The following is a 14050-nucleotide window of genomic DNA, read 5'->3' as shown; positions in this document are numbered from 1 at the left end:
GGCCGTGGCCAGGGCCCGTCCGGCCGGTCGACGTCCGATGCCATCCGGCGGGGCCACCCCCACCGCGTACGCACGACCGCCGGAACCGGACCGGCTACCCGGGCGGCCGCACCCACGGCGCGAGGCGCGCGCCGGGTTCCAGATCCGCGCGCCAGTGCCGTCCGACGACGCCCTCGGCGATGTCCAGGCCCTCCGCGGCGATCAGGCAGGAGGCCGGCTCAGGACCGTGGGCATCGGCCTCGAACGCGACCAGCACCGGTGGCGTACCACCAATCTGACGGGTGATCATCAGCGTTTCGTCGGGTGTCGGCGCACGGAAGACGGGGTCCATGAACGCCGTCGGGCAGACGACGAAGAGAGGGTCGCTGAAGACCAGTTCGAGGCCGTGGTGGTAGGTGATGTCGGGCCCGGCCCCGAGACGGAGTTCGCCGCCGTTCCAGGAGACGACGTCCCAGTCCCACCACGAGCCGTCCGGGAGCTCGACGGCGGCGTGGCGCGCCCCCTCGGGCCCGGCCGTCATCCGGGGATCTCCTGGTCGTCGAGGGCGAGGTCGAGCAGGGCGTTCTCGATCACCTCGGGCATCGCCGGGTGGATCCAGTACTGGCCCGTCGCCATCGCGCGCGCGGGCAGGCCGAAGGACATGGCCTGCACCAGGGGCTGGATCAGCGTCGGCGCCTCCGGCCCGATGATGTGCGCGCCGATCAGTTCGCCGGTGGCGGGGTCCGCCAGGAGCTTCGCGAAGCTGGTGGTGTCCTCCATGGCCCAGCCGTACGCCATGCCGCTGTACTCCCGCGTCGAGGTCACGTAGGGACGGCCGGCGGCCCGCGCCTCCCGCTCCGTCAGGCCCACCGAGGCGATCTTGGGAGAGGAGAACACCGCGTGCGGGACGTAACGGTGGTCCGAGGCGCGGGGAGCGTCCGGGTGCAGCAGGTTGTGCCGGACGGTGCGGGCCTCGTGGTTGGCGACGTGCTTGAGCTGCCACGGCGAGGAGACGTCTCCGAGCGCCCACACGCCGGGCACCGAGGTCGCCTGCCGGGCGTCCACGACGATCCGGCCGTCCGGGTGCAGCGCGAGCCCTCCCGCGGCCGCGTCCACGAGATCGGAGTTGGGGCGGCGACCGGTGGCCACCAGCAGCTCGTCGACCTCCAGCGTCTCCGCGCCGTCCGGGCCCTCGAGATCGAGGACCAGAGTGTCCCCCTCCCTGCGGGCGCGCGCCAGTTTGCGGTTCAGCCGGACGTCCCACTGCCGCCGCGCGAGCTCGGTGAAGCGGTCCGCGACATCCGCGTCCTCGTGCCGCAGGAGGACTCCGCCGCGTGCGACGACGGTGGTCTCGACGCCCAGGGAGGAGAAGACGTGGGCCAGCTCGGCGGCGACGAAGCCCGAGCCCAGGACGGCCATGCGGCGGGGAAGCCGTTCCATGCGCATGACGGTGTCGCTCGTGTGGTGACCGAGCTCCTCGTCCAGGCCGGGGACGTCGGGGACGACCGGGCGGCTGCCGACGGCCACGACGACCTGGTCGGCGGTGATCGTGACGGGCCCGTCCGCGGTCTCCACGGTCAGCCGGCGCTCGCCGGTGAAGCGGGCCGTGCCGCGGTAGAGGGTGACGTTGTCCCGTCCGCTCGCGCGGTAGCGCTCGCCGTCGGCCGCGATGGGGTCGATGCGCCCGAAGACCCGGTCGCGCACGGCGGGCCAGTCGACGCCGCGCAGCGCCAGGTCGACGCCCAGCTCCGCGCCGTGTTCCGGCGCGCGGGCGGTGTCGGCGGTGTGCACGAACATCTTGGTCGGAATGCAGCCGACGTTGAGGCAGGTGCCGCCGAAGCTGTCGAGCGGGCTGACGCCCTTCTCGACGATGGCGACGCTCCGGTCGGCGAACCGCTCGTCGACGATCGAGTTTCCGGAACCGGATCCGATGACGACGAGATCGAAGTGACGGTCCATGGAACCATCGTGGCAGCGATGTCACCGTGGTTTCAAATCCCACACCCACCGCAGTAGGTCAGACAACGTGCTGGGCCATCAGTGGCCAGCCTTCCGGATCGCCCCGCCCGTTGCAGGTGCCAGGTCTTGCCCGAGGCGTGCCGCTGCCACCGCAATCCCTGCACTGTTCGCTGCGAGGCGGGCGAGGGCGCCGGGTCTTGTGCGCGCTCGCGATCAGCCGGTACACGAGACCTCCTCCAGGTCACCCTCCCAGGTGTGTTGCTCGGCATGGTCGGCGAACAGACAGCAGCCCTCACCCTCGGGTCCCGGGGCGGCCACCGGGCAGTCGTGGAGTAGGAACAGTTGCGCCTGGTCCGCCCCGTGCCAGCGGAGCCATAGCGCGGTCCCGTACGCGCCGGCGTCGGTGAGGAGACCGAAGTGCTCACCCTCGCCGTGCGCGGACAGTTGACACTGCACGGCCCTGTCGATGTACGTGGCGGCCGACTTCTCCCGCGCTTCCCGCGCCAGGTCGAGGGGCACCCGGCGCCAGTGCGCGCACCGCATCACGACACCATCCGGAAGGACGCGACGGCGTTCTGCTCCTCCTGCGGGCACCGGGGGCAGAAGCACGGCGGGTAGCGGCCCGGGTTCTCCGGGACCACCGGGTCCTTGCCCACGCGCACCTCGGCAAGAGGCCCCCACGTCTGGCCGGAGTCGCGGGAAACCCGCAACGTCATCCGTACGTCGTCCTGTCCGTTCGTCATGGTCAGGAGCATCGCCCTCCGCCGGCCCGGCCAGAAAGGCCAAGCGGATTAGCCAACTTGGGTAACATCACCCTCGGTTAACCATGTGCGGCGATCCGTAGTCCTTATGCCGGAGCGTGCCCGATGCCCGAGCTATCCCGCTCGAAGGAACTCCCGGTCAGCCTGCTCACGGACCCAGTGATGATCGAGGCATGCCAGGCCAGAGACTTCGGCCGCGTCTTCCAGCTGGTGAAGGCGCGAGCAGGCATCTACCCGTCAATGATCGCGCGCCGCTGCGACCTGACCCCGAGCCGGGTGGGGGAGGTGATCGCCGGGCGGAGGCAGTTGCTGCACATGGACGTGATCGAGCGGATCTCGGACGGATTACGCATCCCCGGACACATGCTCGGCCTTGCCCGCCGTTCCTGGGAGACGCCGCCCAGCCTGACGGTCACACCCCGCGAAGCGGCCGAGGTACCGGCCTCAGTCGTCGAACCGCTTGCCGCCGGACTGCCAGGGGCGGACGTCGACAGCATCCTCGCCCTGGCGGCCGAGCGGGATCTCAGCGCGTCGACGCTGGACGCTTTGCACTCGTCGATCGCGGACTACTGGCGCCGGGACGATGAGCACGGCGGCGAGACCTTACGGCCGGCGGTCGTCGGACAGCTCCGCTACGTCGTCGATCTCCTCAAGGAGCAGCGTCCAGCTCCGCTGCGGTACGGCCTGCACAGCATCGCGGCCGAACTGGCCCGGCTCACCGGATGGACCTATTTCGATGCCCGCCAGTACAACCAGGCACGCGCCTACTTCACCGAATCCCTCGGCCTGGCCAAGGCCATCGACGACCGCCAGTTCATGGCCAACGTCCTCGCCTGCATGAGCCTCCAGGCCACCTACCAGGACAAGCCCGGCGACGCCCTCGCACTCGTCACAGCCGCCCAGGACCAGGCCCGAACGGCCGCGGGGACGACACCGCGCGTGCTGGCCATGCTCGCGATGCGCGAAGCCTTCGCCCACGCCACCCTCGGCAACCACGGCACGACCCACACCGCGATCTCGGAAGCCCACACCCACTTCGGAAGGATCAGCACCAGTGATCCGGACCCGGCCTGGGTCGCCTACTTCGACGAGCCGAAGCTGATCGTGGACACCGGCATCGCGCACGGCCGCCTGGGCGAAGCCGCCCTCGCCGAACCCCTGATCGCAGACGCCCTACGCCGAGAACATGAGACGAACCACCGGGGCCGCGCCTTCCACGCCTTCTGGCTCGCCCGCACCCAGCTCCAACGCGGCAAAGTCGACGAGGCGTGCCATACGGCCATGGACGCATTGGCCCCAGCGGTGGCCGTCAGCTCACAACGAGTCGCCGGCCACCTCAGGGAGTTCTACGAACAGTTGGAGCCCTACCGCCGGGAACCCGCCGCGGTGGCGTTCGAGGCTCGGCTCCGGGAGGTACTGCCCCGCCAGGTCAGCGGATCGCCTCGTCCATGAGCACGTAGAGCAGCCCGACCAGGGAGCCGCTGCTGACGATCTCGCGGCGGTCGATCATGCCCCGCACGTCGGCCAGTGGGATCCACTCGATCCGGTCCGACTCGTTCTTCTCGATCGGCGGACCTTCGTACATCGCCCCGTCGGCCCGGAAGACGTGATGCTGGGAGTCGGTGATGCCGTTGGCCGGCTCGGCGTAGATCAGCGACTTGACCGGGCCGGGCCGCCAGCCGGTCTCCTCCAGCACCTCACGGGCAGCCGCGTCGGCCGGCGTCTCGCCCTCCTCGACCAGGCCCATGGGCAGCTCCCACGCCCAGGCATCCGTGATGAAGCGGTGGCGCCACATCATCAGAACCTCGCGCCGGTCATTGACCACCGCGGCCACGGCCAGGTGCCGGAGCTTGACGACGTGGTGCTCCCAGCGGTTCCCGTCCGGCGTCTCGACGTCGGTGAGCCACAGGTTCACCCAGCTGTTCTCGTAGATCGGACGTTCACCGTGGATCTTCCACTGCATCGCTGCGGCCCCTCTCGATCGACCTCCAGCATCGCAGAGTTACTGAGAAAGCCACCTCGATTCAGACAAGTTCGCGTCATACTGACGCATACGAGATGTGCATGCAGCAGGGGCTCAGGACGCAAGCCGGGTGCCGGTGCCGTGTTCACGCCTCTCGCTCGATCAGTACTGCGTCGACTGGAGTTGACAGATGGAGCACGAAGCGTTGGGCGAGGCTCGCGCCTGGATTCTGGGGGCGATCGGCGAGCCGCTCCTGAATTACTTGCTTCCTGAGGGTGCAACCAGCGAAGAAGGCGGGACCGCAGGACCTATTGAAGGCGAATTTTTCTCGGCGGTAGCAGAGCTGCGTCGGAAGCTTCCTGAGGACTGGGATGAACAGACGCAGAAGCAAGCTTTTAGGAGCTGGCTGCTACAGAAGGGGGAAGGTGATAAGACGGTCGCACGAATAGTGCATGAAAGGACTTGTGTTGACGATGTGGAAAGTGGTGATGATGCGGTCACTGCGGCGTTGATTGAAGTCGCACAGAACGTCTATCCCGCACTGCTTATTCCGGCAGAGCCGCTCCCCTTTCCGGCGCTCATCCAGCCTGAAGTGGATACAGCCTTCCATGCGGCTGCATATCAGAATGGCGGAGTGTTCACAAGGGCCATCGCGCGAGATTCGGGATTGTCGTCTGTCTTTACTCAAGATTCAGATCCGATCCACTCCCAGTTCAACTATCAAGCAAATACCGGCCACGGTGGGGCGCTGCAGCTCGCGACACTTCCCAGCGAATTGCTGCTTTCGGCCTGGCGGGATGTACGCGAAACGATGGGCCCAGTAGGCAAATTCATTGAACGAGTCATGTTCCGGTGGGACATGCTCCGTAGTGCCTTGCTGGGAAATTCTGTAGACGCCGTCGCTAAAATTGCCTTTACGGGTGTCCTCCTCCCGGACGGGCGGGCGGTGGCGTTCGGTGATGGCGTAGTCAGGACTGTCACGCAGGCAGAGAGGGATCGAGTCCCGGAGGGCCTGAAGGGCAAGATTTCGGGGTACTCAGGGGATGGTGAAGTCGTCACAATAAACTACGATGGCGATGTGCTGCTGGAGTACCGATTCCCGTATCGCCTGCGACTGAGTGGGGATCTTTCGGAGTCTTGGGTCGATAGTGACGAGATGCGGCCACCAGCGGATATTAACCGACTTGCACTGAGGCTCAGGTTTGCGTTGATGCTCTCTATGGATAGCACCCCTCGGGCACAGTTGATTCAGACCTGGGTTGCTTTTGACGAACCACCGAGACCTGGATCCTCGATCTCTTGGTCGGACCCCAGGCACGGAGCTGGATTCACTCCAGTTCGTTTGACATCTGAGGATGTAGATCGATGGTGCGAGTGGTTTGATATTTTGAACGACTCTAGGGTCGATAAGATTGAACTGGCCCTAAGTAGGATCCTGCGAGCTCTGGCTGAGCGTAGGGATCCGTCCGACGTATTGGTGGATTCCGTCATCGCGTGGGAAAACTTGTTTGGCACCAAGGATGGCGAGCCCACGTTCAGAATTACGATGTGCCTTACCAAGTTGTTGAAGGAGGGGTTGGAGGAGAGGGTTAAATTCCGCACCGAGCTGGGGAAGATCTATGCTCTCCGGAGCAGGGTCGTTCATGGAAGTGGGGAACTGAAGGCCACCGACATGGTTAAGTGTCAAGAAGCTCTGGACGTGGCGATCAGTGCAATTCGCGTCTTGGTCTCACGCCGGCAGGACATCCTTGATCTGAAGGATGGCGCCCTGAGGAGCGCCGCGTTGCTGCTTGATGGCTAGTGAGTCCGGGTGCCGTTGCTGACGGCAGCGACGGCGCAAGGTCGCGCGTGGCTACTAGCGTGAGCAGCCAAGGCTGGAAGCTCCTGGGGCCTTTCAGGTGCGGCGCCCGATCCTACGGATCAGCAGATCGTCCTGGGAGCGAGCAGGCAGCAGCCAGTGGACCCTGTGCGGACTACGACTCCCGCACCAGGTTCGCGACGAGAAGGGCGTCAACGGCTCCGCCGCAGGTGGGACAGGGAAGGCTGGCTTGGTCGCGTAGCCGAGAAGCGTAGCCGTGGCCGGGAATCGCTGTCACCGGTCCCAGCGCGCGTCACGTTCACCGCGCGCCGCCCCGTGGCGCCCCCTGTCCCTCCCCCCGCTCCTCCCCGCGTGGGGCACCATCCTCCTCCCCGCGTACCTGCACGCGGGGGGACGGCAGGCACACGGGCCGCCCCGGGCGCCCCGGCGCGTTCTGGTCGAGGTGGACGAGCAGGCCGCGCAGGGCGGCGTTCGCCTGGGGGGCGTCGAGCCGCGCGTCGAGGAACGTGAGGGCGCGGCGGGCCCGTTGGCGGGCGCGGGCCGTGTGTCCGGCGCGGTGGTCGACGAGGGCGCGCGCGTAGTGGGCGAGGGCCGTGCCCCAGGTGTCGTGGCCGCCGGTCTGCTGGCCGAGGGCACGGCGTGCGGTGCGGGCGGCCAGGGCGGGGGCGGTCCGGGTCTGGACGACGGCCAGGGCGGCGAGGCTGACCATGGGGCCGGGGCCGCCGGGGGCGTGGGCGGGGATGGTGTCCGCGGCCTGCCGGAAGTACTCGGCGGCCGCGGTGAGGTCCCGCCGCCGCCAGGCGAGCGTGCCGTGGGCGTGGGCGATGCGGCCGACGAGGGCGTCGTCGCCGGCGAGGACGGCCGCGGGCCAGGCGAGGTCGAGGAGGCGGCGGGCCGTGGCGGGGTCCCGGCCCGCGGCGAGCCACCCGGCGAGCCACTGCCCCCGGGCGGCCAGGGGACTGTCCGCGGGCAGGAGGGGCAGCAGCGCGAGGAGCCGGCCGGCGCCCTCCTCACCACGGTTGTGGGCGGCCCACCAGAACCACAGGTGGAGAACCGTCTCCAGGGCGGTCTCCGGGTGGTCCCGGTGCCGGGCGGCGCGGTCGACGAGGCCGGTCAGGTCGGCGTGTTCGTCGTGGACGAGCTGTACGGCCTGCTGCTGCAGTCCGGTGTTCCACAACGTCTCGGCCACCGCCGCCACACTCCGGCAGTGGCGGGCGTGCCGGTCCCGCGCCGCGACGGACTCGCCCGCCGCTTCGAGGCGTTCGGTGCCGAAGTCGCGGGCGGCCCGGGACAACCGGTAGCGGGGCTCGCGTACGGCACCGGCCTCCCCCTGCCGTTCGAGCACGCCGATCGACGTCAGCTCGGCGAGCGCGGGAGGAACGTCGTCGGGTGCGAGATCGGCGCTCTCGCACACGAAGGCCGCCGCCCGCTCGGTGAAGGTCCCCGCGAACACGCCGAGACGTCGCCAGACCTTGCGTACGGCGGGTTCGCACAGGGCGTGTACGGAGCCGAGCGACGCGCGGACCGACCGGTGGCGTCGGATGGTGCGGGGACCCGGGTCGGTGAGCCAGCACTGTCCGCCCTCCAGCCGGGCGACGAGCCGGCTCGGCGTGGAGTCCTCCAGCTGGGCCGCGGCCAGTTCGAGCGCCAGGGGCACGCCCTCCACCAGCGCGCACACCCGGTCGACCGCCCTCCGGTCCGCCGTCACGGCGCGCCCGCGCCCGACCGCGAGGGCCTGGAGCAGTTCGGCCGCCGGTGAGAGGCCTTCCGGCGGAGTGTCGGTCGCCAGGGGGGCGAGCCGCAGTACGTGCTCGCTGCCGAGCCCCAGGGCGCGGCGCGCCGTGACCAGGATCCGCAGGGTCGGCAGACTCGTCAGCAGCGACTGCGCCAGCCTGGTGCAGTCGCCGTGCACCGGATCGACGTCGTCCAGGAGCAGGAGCAGCTCGCCGCCGGTCAGGGACCGCATCGCGGCGGCGAGATCCGGGGTCCCGGACCGGCCGTACCCGCCCGTCGCCGGATCCAGGGCCCGGGCGATGCGCGCGGCCAGGGCCCAGGGGCCGGCGGGAACGCCGTCGTGCCAGCGGACGCGGACCACGGCCTGCCAGGGACCGTCCTGCGGACGGGCCACGGCCGCCAGGGCCAGGCCGCTCTTGCCGACCCCGGCCGCGCCCGTCACGGTGACGAGCCGGTGTTCGGCGAGCGCCGCCCTCAGCGCCGCGAGTTCGGTGTCCCGGCCGATCAGTCCGGGACACCTGCGGGGATGGTCCGTGAGCCGGACGTCGTCCTCCTGGCCTGCAGCCCTCACGTTCGCCACTCCCCTCGGCTGGATCACCTTAACGGCGTGACGCCAAGGCCCGATCCGGCACGGCCCCCGTCCCGAATCCCGCAGGTCCTGGTTGCAGAACCGTCACTGCAAAGGCGTCACGGGCCCCAACGCCCCACCGGTGCGCGAGGTAGCGCCCGCACGGTGCCTATCACCCTTCACGGTGAAGGAGGGGCGTTCGTCCCCTCGGCCGGCTTCTCCCCGCACCTTGAGGACGGAAGCTGACCGCAAGGGCTCCTACGTTGATGGCATGACGCAGACACAGGCGCAGCAAGCGCAGACACCCGCATCGCAGGCACAGGCACAGCAGGCTCAGGCACAGAGGGTTCTCGTCACCGGTGCCACCGGAACCGTCGGCCGCCAGGTCGTCGCCGAGCTCCTCGCCCGCGGCCACGCGGTCCGCGCCCTCACGAGGGATGCGGCCGGCGCCGCGTTTCCGGCCGGTGTCGAGGTGTTCCAGGGCGATCTGACCGAGCCCGACAGCCTGATCCCGGCCCTGGACGGCGTGACCGGCCTCCACCTGATCACCTTCGGCGGGGCCTTCTTCGCCCCGTTGGAGACCGGTCCGAGGATCCTGGAGCTGGCGCGCGCTGCCGGTGTGCGCCGGGTGACGGTGCTGCACGGCGGCGGGCCGTCCCTGCTGGAGGACGCCGTGCGTGCCGACGACGGCGTGGAGTGGACCGTCCTCATGCCGGTCGAGTTCATGGGCAACGCCCTGGAGTGGGCCGACGGGATCGCGGCCTCGGGCGAGGTCCACGAACCGTTCGTCTCGCGGCTGAGCGCGATGGTCCACGAGGGCGACATCGGCGCCGTGGCGGCGGTCGCGCTCACCGAGGAGGGCCACGGGCGCCAGGAGTACGTGCTGACCGGCCCCGAGCTGCTGTCCGTCGGGGACAAGGTGGCGGCCATCGCCGCCGCCCGGGGCCGGGAGATCGCCCTGGTCGAGCTGACCGAGGAGCAGGCCGTCGCGCGCTGGCGGGCGGAGGGCCACCCGGAGGACGTGATCGGCTTCCTGGTGGAGGCGTACGGGAACACGCCGGAGGTGGGTCGTACGGTCGTCGACACGGTCGAGAGGGTCACCGGCCGGCCCGCCCGCAGGTTCGCCCACTGGGCCACGGCACACGCGGACGCCTTCGAGGCGACGGCCCCGGTCACCACGGCCTGACCACCTCGCGCGGTACGGGGGCGGCCGTGCGGGCCGTCCCCGACCGGCGCGTCGGGTGACGGGTCCGTCACGTGACGGGTACGTCCGCTGCCGACCGCGTCGGGCACGTGGCTACCCGGGGCTACCCGTGCCGCATCAGACGCCTGACGAGGCTCAGCCCGGGGCCGGTGAACGGCGGCTGCGCCAGGCGCAGCGTGTCCGGGGCGAGCGGCTTGTGCAGGACGGGCTTGAGGTGGGAGAAGGCGCGCCAGGAATGGGAGCCGTGGTACGAGCCGATCCCGCTGGCCCCGACGCCGCCGAACGGCAGCCCGGTCGCGGCGACGTGGACCAGACCCGCGTCGTGGACCACCGCCCCGGACGACGTACTCCGCTCGAACAGGCGGCGGGTACGGGCCGATGAGGTGAAGACGTACAGGGCGAGGGGCTTGTCCCAGCCGTTGACGACCTCGACGGCCTGCTCGGCCGACTCGACCGGGACGATGGGCAGGATCGGGCCGAAGATCTCCTCCCTGAGTACGGGGTGCACCGCGTCCGGCCCGACGACCGCACGACCACCGGCTCCGGCTCCGGCTCCGGCTCCGAGAGCGACTCCGGCTCCGGCTCCGACTCCCGGGACGGTCACGACCGTGGGCGCGAAGTAGCGTTCCGCACGGTCGTGGTCGCCGCCGACGACGACGTCCGTGCCCTCCAGCAAGGGGACGAGACGGTCGAACTGACGCTCGTTGACGATGCGCCCGTAGTCCTGGCCTGCCCGGGGATCGGAGCCCCACAGGTCCGCGATCGCCGTCCTGAGCGCGTCCACGAGCGCCGGGACGCGGTCGGGGGTGGTCATCACGTAGTCGGGGGCGACACACGTCTGACCGGCGTTGGTGAACTTCGCCCAGGCCAGGCGCCGCGCCGCCCGGTGCAGACGGGCGTCGTCGTCGAACCAGACGGGCGACTTGCCCCCCAGCTCCAGCGTGACCGGGGTCAGGTGCTCGGCCGCGGCCCGCATCACGACGCGGCCGACCGCTCCGCTGCCGGTGAAGACGATGTGGTCGAACCGCTGGGCCAGCAGCTCGGTGGTCTCCGGGACACCGCCCTGAACGGTGCGCACGGCGCCGTCGGGAAAGTACGCGGGCACGAGCCGCGCGATCAGCTCCGAGGTCGCCGGCGCGAGCTCGCTGGGCTTGAGGACGGCGGTGTTTCCCGTGGCCAGCACACCGGCCAGCGGGTCGAGCAGGAGCTGCACCGGATAGTTCCACGGGGCGATCACCAGCACCACGCCGAGCGGCTCCGACACCAGCCGGGCGCGCGCCGGCCACAGCGCGGCCGGTACCGGACCGCGCCTGGGCCGCGCCCAGCGGCGCAGGTGGCGCAGCGTGTGGTTGATCTCCGCCAGGACCACGTCGATCTCGGTCAGCTGCGCCTCGGCAGCGCCCTTGTGCAGGTCGCTCCACAAGGCGGCCTCGAAGGCGCTCTGGTTCTCGGTGAGCATCGCGCGCAGCGCCTTGAGGCGGGCCACGCGGGCGGCCAGGGGGCGGGTCGCACCGGAGTCGTAGAGCCTGCGCGCGTCGGACACGGCCGCAGGGATCCGGTGCATGGTCTCGGGCGTCGTCGTGGGCATGGAACCACCGTACCTCAATACGAAACGAATCCTTTTCGTTTCCCCATGGGTAGACTGGCCGCGTCCACGTCCGCGACGCGAGAAGAAGACGCGAGAGAACCCGGGTATGACGAAGAAGGCCGACACCGCGACGCAGGGACGACCGAAGGACCCGCGTGTGGACGAGGCCCTGATCGGAGCGGCGATCGAGGTCCTCAACGAATCGGGATGGGCCGCGTTCACCACCACGGCCGTCGCCCGGCGGGCCGGCGCGTCCACCGCGTCCCTCTACCGCCGCTGGCCCTCCAAGCAGGCCCTCGCCGGAGCCGTGGCCCGGCACATCACCCTGGACGAACTGGGCGGCATCGACACCGGCTCCCTCGAAGGCGACGTACGGGAGCTCCTCGCACGCAAGCGGCGGATCCTGGAGACGGCCACCGGCCCCGCGCTCCTGTCGCTGATGGGCCAGGCCGCGCACGACCCGGAGCTGCGGAGGATCCTCCACGACGACGTCTACCTGGCGGTCCGTCAACAGCTCGACACCCTCACCGCCCGGGCCGTCCGCCGCGGGGAACTGGCCACGGCCGTCGACCCCGCGCAGACCGACGTCCTGACGCTGGTCCTGATCGGAACCGCCCTGGCCCGATCGGTCTTCCTCGCACCGGACACCGACAAAGCCCTGACGGCCGACAAGGCCCCGCCCGCCGACACCGGCGACATCGGCGACATCGGCGAGACCGAACTCCGGCTGCTCCTCACCGTCCTCACCGGCACGAACACGTCGGGACCCTCGTAACCCCCGTACCCGCGCGACCCTCGTAACCCGCGCGACCCTCGTAACCCTCGTAACCCTCGTAACCCTCGTACCCGCGCGCCCCCGCCCCGCGCCGGGTCGCGGCAGCGGGACTGGACCGTACGGGTGAGGGTTCGGGCGCATGTGCCGGTGGGGGCCGGAGGGCGGTGCGGCCTAGAGTGACAGGCCGTCAGGGCTCGTTCCGGGGTGTGAGGGAGGCTGCTGTGGCCAGTCGGTTCCAGGAGCAGAAGCTCAAGGGGATGTTCGCCGCGTTCGACGCGGACGGGGACGGATTCCTGCGCGAGGCGGACTTCCGCGCGCTCGTCGTGCGCTGGAACCGGCTGCCGAGGGTGGCGGCCGGAACGGAGCTGCGGGCGCGGGTGGAGTCGCTGCTCATGGGGTGGTGGGCGGCCTTGCTGGAGCGGGGCGACACGAACGGCGACGGGGCGGTGGACATGGGCGAGCTGCTCGCGCTCGTGGACGAGCTGCCCGCCATGGTCGCGACCGTCACGGCCACCGCCGAGACCGTCTTCGAGGCGGTGGACGAGAACGGTGACGGGGTGATCTCCCCCTCCGAACACCGGCGGCTCGTCGAGACCTGGACAGGCCGGCCGGTCCCGCTCGACGGGATCTTCGAGTTGCTTGACCTCAACGGGGACGGGCACCTCAGCCGCGAGGAGTTCGCGACGCTGTGGCGCCAGTTCTGGATCAGCGACGACCCGACCGAGCCGGGCAACTGGCTCTGCGGCCCCTTCGCCGCCTGACGGACCCACCCCGGCCTGGCGGGTCGTGACGGTCCCCGGCGCCCGGCAGCCGTACGGTCGAGTCCGTCACCGAGGAGGACTTCCGATGCGCGGCGTGACCTATTCGATGAGCGTCTCACTCGACGGCTACATCATCGGGCCGGACGGCGCGTTCGACTGGGCGGCGCCCGACGGGGAAGTCTTCCGCTTCTGGATCGACGAGATCCGCCGGGTCGGCGTCCACCTGCTGGGGCGGCGGCTGTACGAGACGATGCTGTACTGGGAGACCGCCGACCAGGATCCCTCGCTCGACGAGGCCACGCAGGAGTGGACCGCGCTGTGGAAGCCGCTCCCCAAGGTGGTGTTCTCGTCCACGCTGTCGGAGGTGCGGGGCCGTGCCCGCCTGGCCTCCGGCGGCCTGGCGGAGGAGATCGAGCGGTTGCGCGCCGAGCCCGGCGAGGGCGACATCGCGATCGGGGGCGCGACGCTCGCCGCCGAGGCGGCCGCGCTGGGGCTCATCGACGAGTACCAGGTCATGGTCTACCCGGTCCTGGTCGGCGGCGGTGTCCCGTACTTCGCCCGTGAGGAACGCCGGGTGGATCTGGAACTCGTCGAGACGCGCACCTTCGGCTCCGGGACCGTGTACCTCCGCTACCGCGTGGCGCGCCAGGCGTGACCTGAGGTGACCTGAGTGACCTGAGGCGACCGCCGCGCGACCGGGCCCGACGCCTCCAGCATAGCGTTCACGCTCAACCCATTGCAACGATCGCATCCCTGACGTTGCGTTACCCGTCAGCCCCATTGCAACAACTTTCCCGCACCCACCTGCAGTTACGGCATTTCTGCGCAACGAACACGTTGCCAGACCCGCGAACGCAACGTAGCTTTTCCTTCATCGGAAACAACGCGTCGAAGAGGCCGAACAAGCCGAACGACCCGGACGAAGGAACACACCATGCG

Annotated in this window: 13 protein-coding genes; 6 read left to right on the top strand and 7 right to left on the bottom strand. The window is 70.0% G+C overall.

Annotation, left to right across the window (positions count from 1 at the left end):
* Window positions 1–94: 94 nt before the first annotated feature.
* The 4 genes from ABT129_RS26820 to ABT129_RS26805 form a co-directional block, all read right to left on the bottom strand.
* The gene (locus tag ABT129_RS26820) at window positions 95–520 is read right to left on the bottom strand and encodes a hypothetical protein (RefSeq protein ID WP_351906675.1); all 426 of its coding nucleotides are present in this window, start codon (window positions 518–520) and stop codon (window positions 95–97) included.
* Entirely contained in the window at window positions 517–1938 is a 1422-nt protein-coding gene (locus ABT129_RS26815; RefSeq protein WP_351906672.1) for a mycothione reductase, read from the bottom strand. The genes ABT129_RS26820 and ABT129_RS26815 overlap by 4 nt, the downstream gene beginning before the upstream one ends.
* A 213-nt stretch (window positions 1939–2151) precedes the next feature.
* The gene (locus tag ABT129_RS26810) at window positions 2152–2481 is read right to left on the bottom strand and encodes a hypothetical protein (RefSeq protein WP_351906669.1); all 330 of its coding nucleotides are present in this window, start codon (window positions 2479–2481) and stop codon (window positions 2152–2154) included.
* Window positions 2481–2681 carry a hypothetical protein gene (locus ABT129_RS26805; RefSeq protein WP_351906666.1) on the bottom strand — a complete coding sequence of 67 codons (201 nt, stop codon included), beginning with the start codon at window positions 2679–2681 and terminating at the stop codon, window positions 2481–2483. Before ABT129_RS26805 ends, ABT129_RS26810 begins: the two co-directional genes overlap by 1 nt.
* 123 nt (window positions 2682–2804) lie before the next feature.
* On the opposite strand from ABT129_RS26805, the gene ABT129_RS26800 reads away from it, so the two are divergent.
* Window positions 2805–4151 carry an NsdA family TPR-like regulatory protein gene (locus tag ABT129_RS26800; RefSeq protein ID WP_351906663.1) on the top strand — a complete coding sequence of 449 codons (1347 nt, stop codon included), beginning with the start codon at window positions 2805–2807 and terminating at the stop codon, window positions 4149–4151.
* On the opposite strand, the gene ABT129_RS26795 is transcribed toward ABT129_RS26800, so the two are convergent.
* Window positions 4129–4662, bottom strand: a complete 534-nt coding sequence (locus ABT129_RS26795) for an NUDIX hydrolase (protein ID WP_351906660.1) — start codon at window positions 4660–4662, stop codon at window positions 4129–4131. The genes ABT129_RS26800 and ABT129_RS26795 overlap by 23 nt on opposite strands.
* Window positions 4663–4852: 190 nt before the next feature.
* Between ABT129_RS26795 and ABT129_RS26790 the strand changes: the two genes are divergently transcribed.
* Window positions 4853–6463 carry a hypothetical protein gene (locus ABT129_RS26790; protein ID WP_351906657.1) on the top strand — a complete coding sequence of 537 codons (1611 nt, stop codon included), beginning with the start codon at window positions 4853–4855 and terminating at the stop codon, window positions 6461–6463.
* Window positions 6464–6779: 316 nt separating this feature from the next.
* On the opposite strand, the gene ABT129_RS26785 is transcribed toward ABT129_RS26790, so the two are convergent.
* Window positions 6780–8786, bottom strand: a complete 2007-nt coding sequence (locus ABT129_RS26785) for an ATP-binding protein (RefSeq protein WP_351906654.1) — start codon at window positions 8784–8786, stop codon at window positions 6780–6782.
* 268 nt (window positions 8787–9054) lie between these two features.
* Here ABT129_RS26785 and ABT129_RS26780 point away from each other — a divergent pair, with 268 nt between their 5' ends.
* A complete protein-coding gene (locus ABT129_RS26780; protein WP_351906651.1) occupies window positions 9055–9969 on the top strand; it encodes an NmrA family NAD(P)-binding protein in 915 nt (304 codons plus the stop codon).
* Window positions 9970–10090: 121 nt separating this feature from the next.
* On the opposite strand, the gene ABT129_RS26775 is transcribed toward ABT129_RS26780, so the two are convergent.
* Window positions 10091–11575, bottom strand: a complete 1485-nt coding sequence (locus ABT129_RS26775; RefSeq protein WP_351906648.1) for an aldehyde dehydrogenase family protein — start codon at window positions 11573–11575, stop codon at window positions 10091–10093.
* A gap of 106 nt (window positions 11576–11681) precedes the next feature.
* Here ABT129_RS26775 and ABT129_RS26770 point away from each other — a divergent pair, with 106 nt between their 5' ends.
* The 3 genes from ABT129_RS26770 to ABT129_RS26760 all read left to right on the top strand — a co-directional run bounded on the left by ABT129_RS26770 (window position 11682) and on the right by ABT129_RS26760 (window position 13766).
* The gene (locus ABT129_RS26770; protein ID WP_351906645.1) at window positions 11682–12350 is read left to right on the top strand and encodes a TetR/AcrR family transcriptional regulator; all 669 of its coding nucleotides are present in this window, start codon (window positions 11682–11684) and stop codon (window positions 12348–12350) included.
* 221 nt (window positions 12351–12571) lie between these two features.
* On the top strand, window positions 12572–13111 hold the full coding sequence (locus ABT129_RS26765; protein ID WP_351906642.1) for an EF-hand domain-containing protein: 540 nt from the start codon (window positions 12572–12574) through the stop codon (window positions 13109–13111).
* 85 nt (window positions 13112–13196) lie between these two features.
* Complete coding sequence (locus ABT129_RS26760) at window positions 13197–13766, top strand: dihydrofolate reductase family protein (protein ID WP_351906639.1); 570 nt, start codon at window positions 13197–13199, stop codon at window positions 13764–13766.
* The last annotated feature ends 284 nt before the right edge of the window (window positions 13767–14050 follow it).

Origin of the sequence: Streptomyces sp. NPDC002057, from assembly GCF_040296665.1 — a bacterium.
Lineage (GTDB): Bacteria > Actinomycetota > Actinomycetes > Streptomycetales > Streptomycetaceae > Streptomyces.
This window is presented reverse-complemented; position numbering and strand designations above follow the sequence as displayed.

Bases quoted from the DNA above. Each gene is read 5' to 3' on its own strand.
- ABT129_RS26795 (WP_351906660.1), bottom strand. From the start codon at position 4,662: ATGCAGTGGAAGATCCACGGTGAACGTCCGATCTACGAGAACAGCTGG.
- ABT129_RS26820 (WP_351906675.1), bottom strand. From the start codon at position 520: ATGACGGCCGGGCCCGAGGGGGCGCGCCACGCCGCCGTCGAGCTCCCG.
- ABT129_RS26760 (WP_351906639.1), top strand. From the start codon at position 13,197: ATGCGCGGCGTGACCTATTCGATGAGCGTCTCACTCGACGGCTACATC.
- ABT129_RS26815 (WP_351906672.1), bottom strand. From the start codon at position 1,938: ATGGACCGTCACTTCGATCTCGTCGTCATCGGATCCGGTTCCGGAAAC.
- ABT129_RS26780 (WP_351906651.1), top strand. From the start codon at position 9,055: ATGACGCAGACACAGGCGCAGCAAGCGCAGACACCCGCATCGCAGGCA.
- ABT129_RS26775 (WP_351906648.1), bottom strand. From the start codon at position 11,575: ATGCCCACGACGACGCCCGAGACCATGCACCGGATCCCTGCGGCCGTG.
- ABT129_RS26770 (WP_351906645.1), top strand. From the start codon at position 11,682: ATGACGAAGAAGGCCGACACCGCGACGCAGGGACGACCGAAGGACCCG.
- ABT129_RS26805 (WP_351906666.1), bottom strand. From the start codon at position 2,681: ATGACGAACGGACAGGACGACGTACGGATGACGTTGCGGGTTTCCCGC.
- ABT129_RS26790 (WP_351906657.1), top strand. From the start codon at position 4,853: ATGGAGCACGAAGCGTTGGGCGAGGCTCGCGCCTGGATTCTGGGGGCG.
- ABT129_RS26810 (WP_351906669.1), bottom strand. From the start codon at position 2,481: ATGCGGTGCGCGCACTGGCGCCGGGTGCCCCTCGACCTGGCGCGGGAA.
- ABT129_RS26800 (WP_351906663.1), top strand. From the start codon at position 2,805: ATGCCCGAGCTATCCCGCTCGAAGGAACTCCCGGTCAGCCTGCTCACG.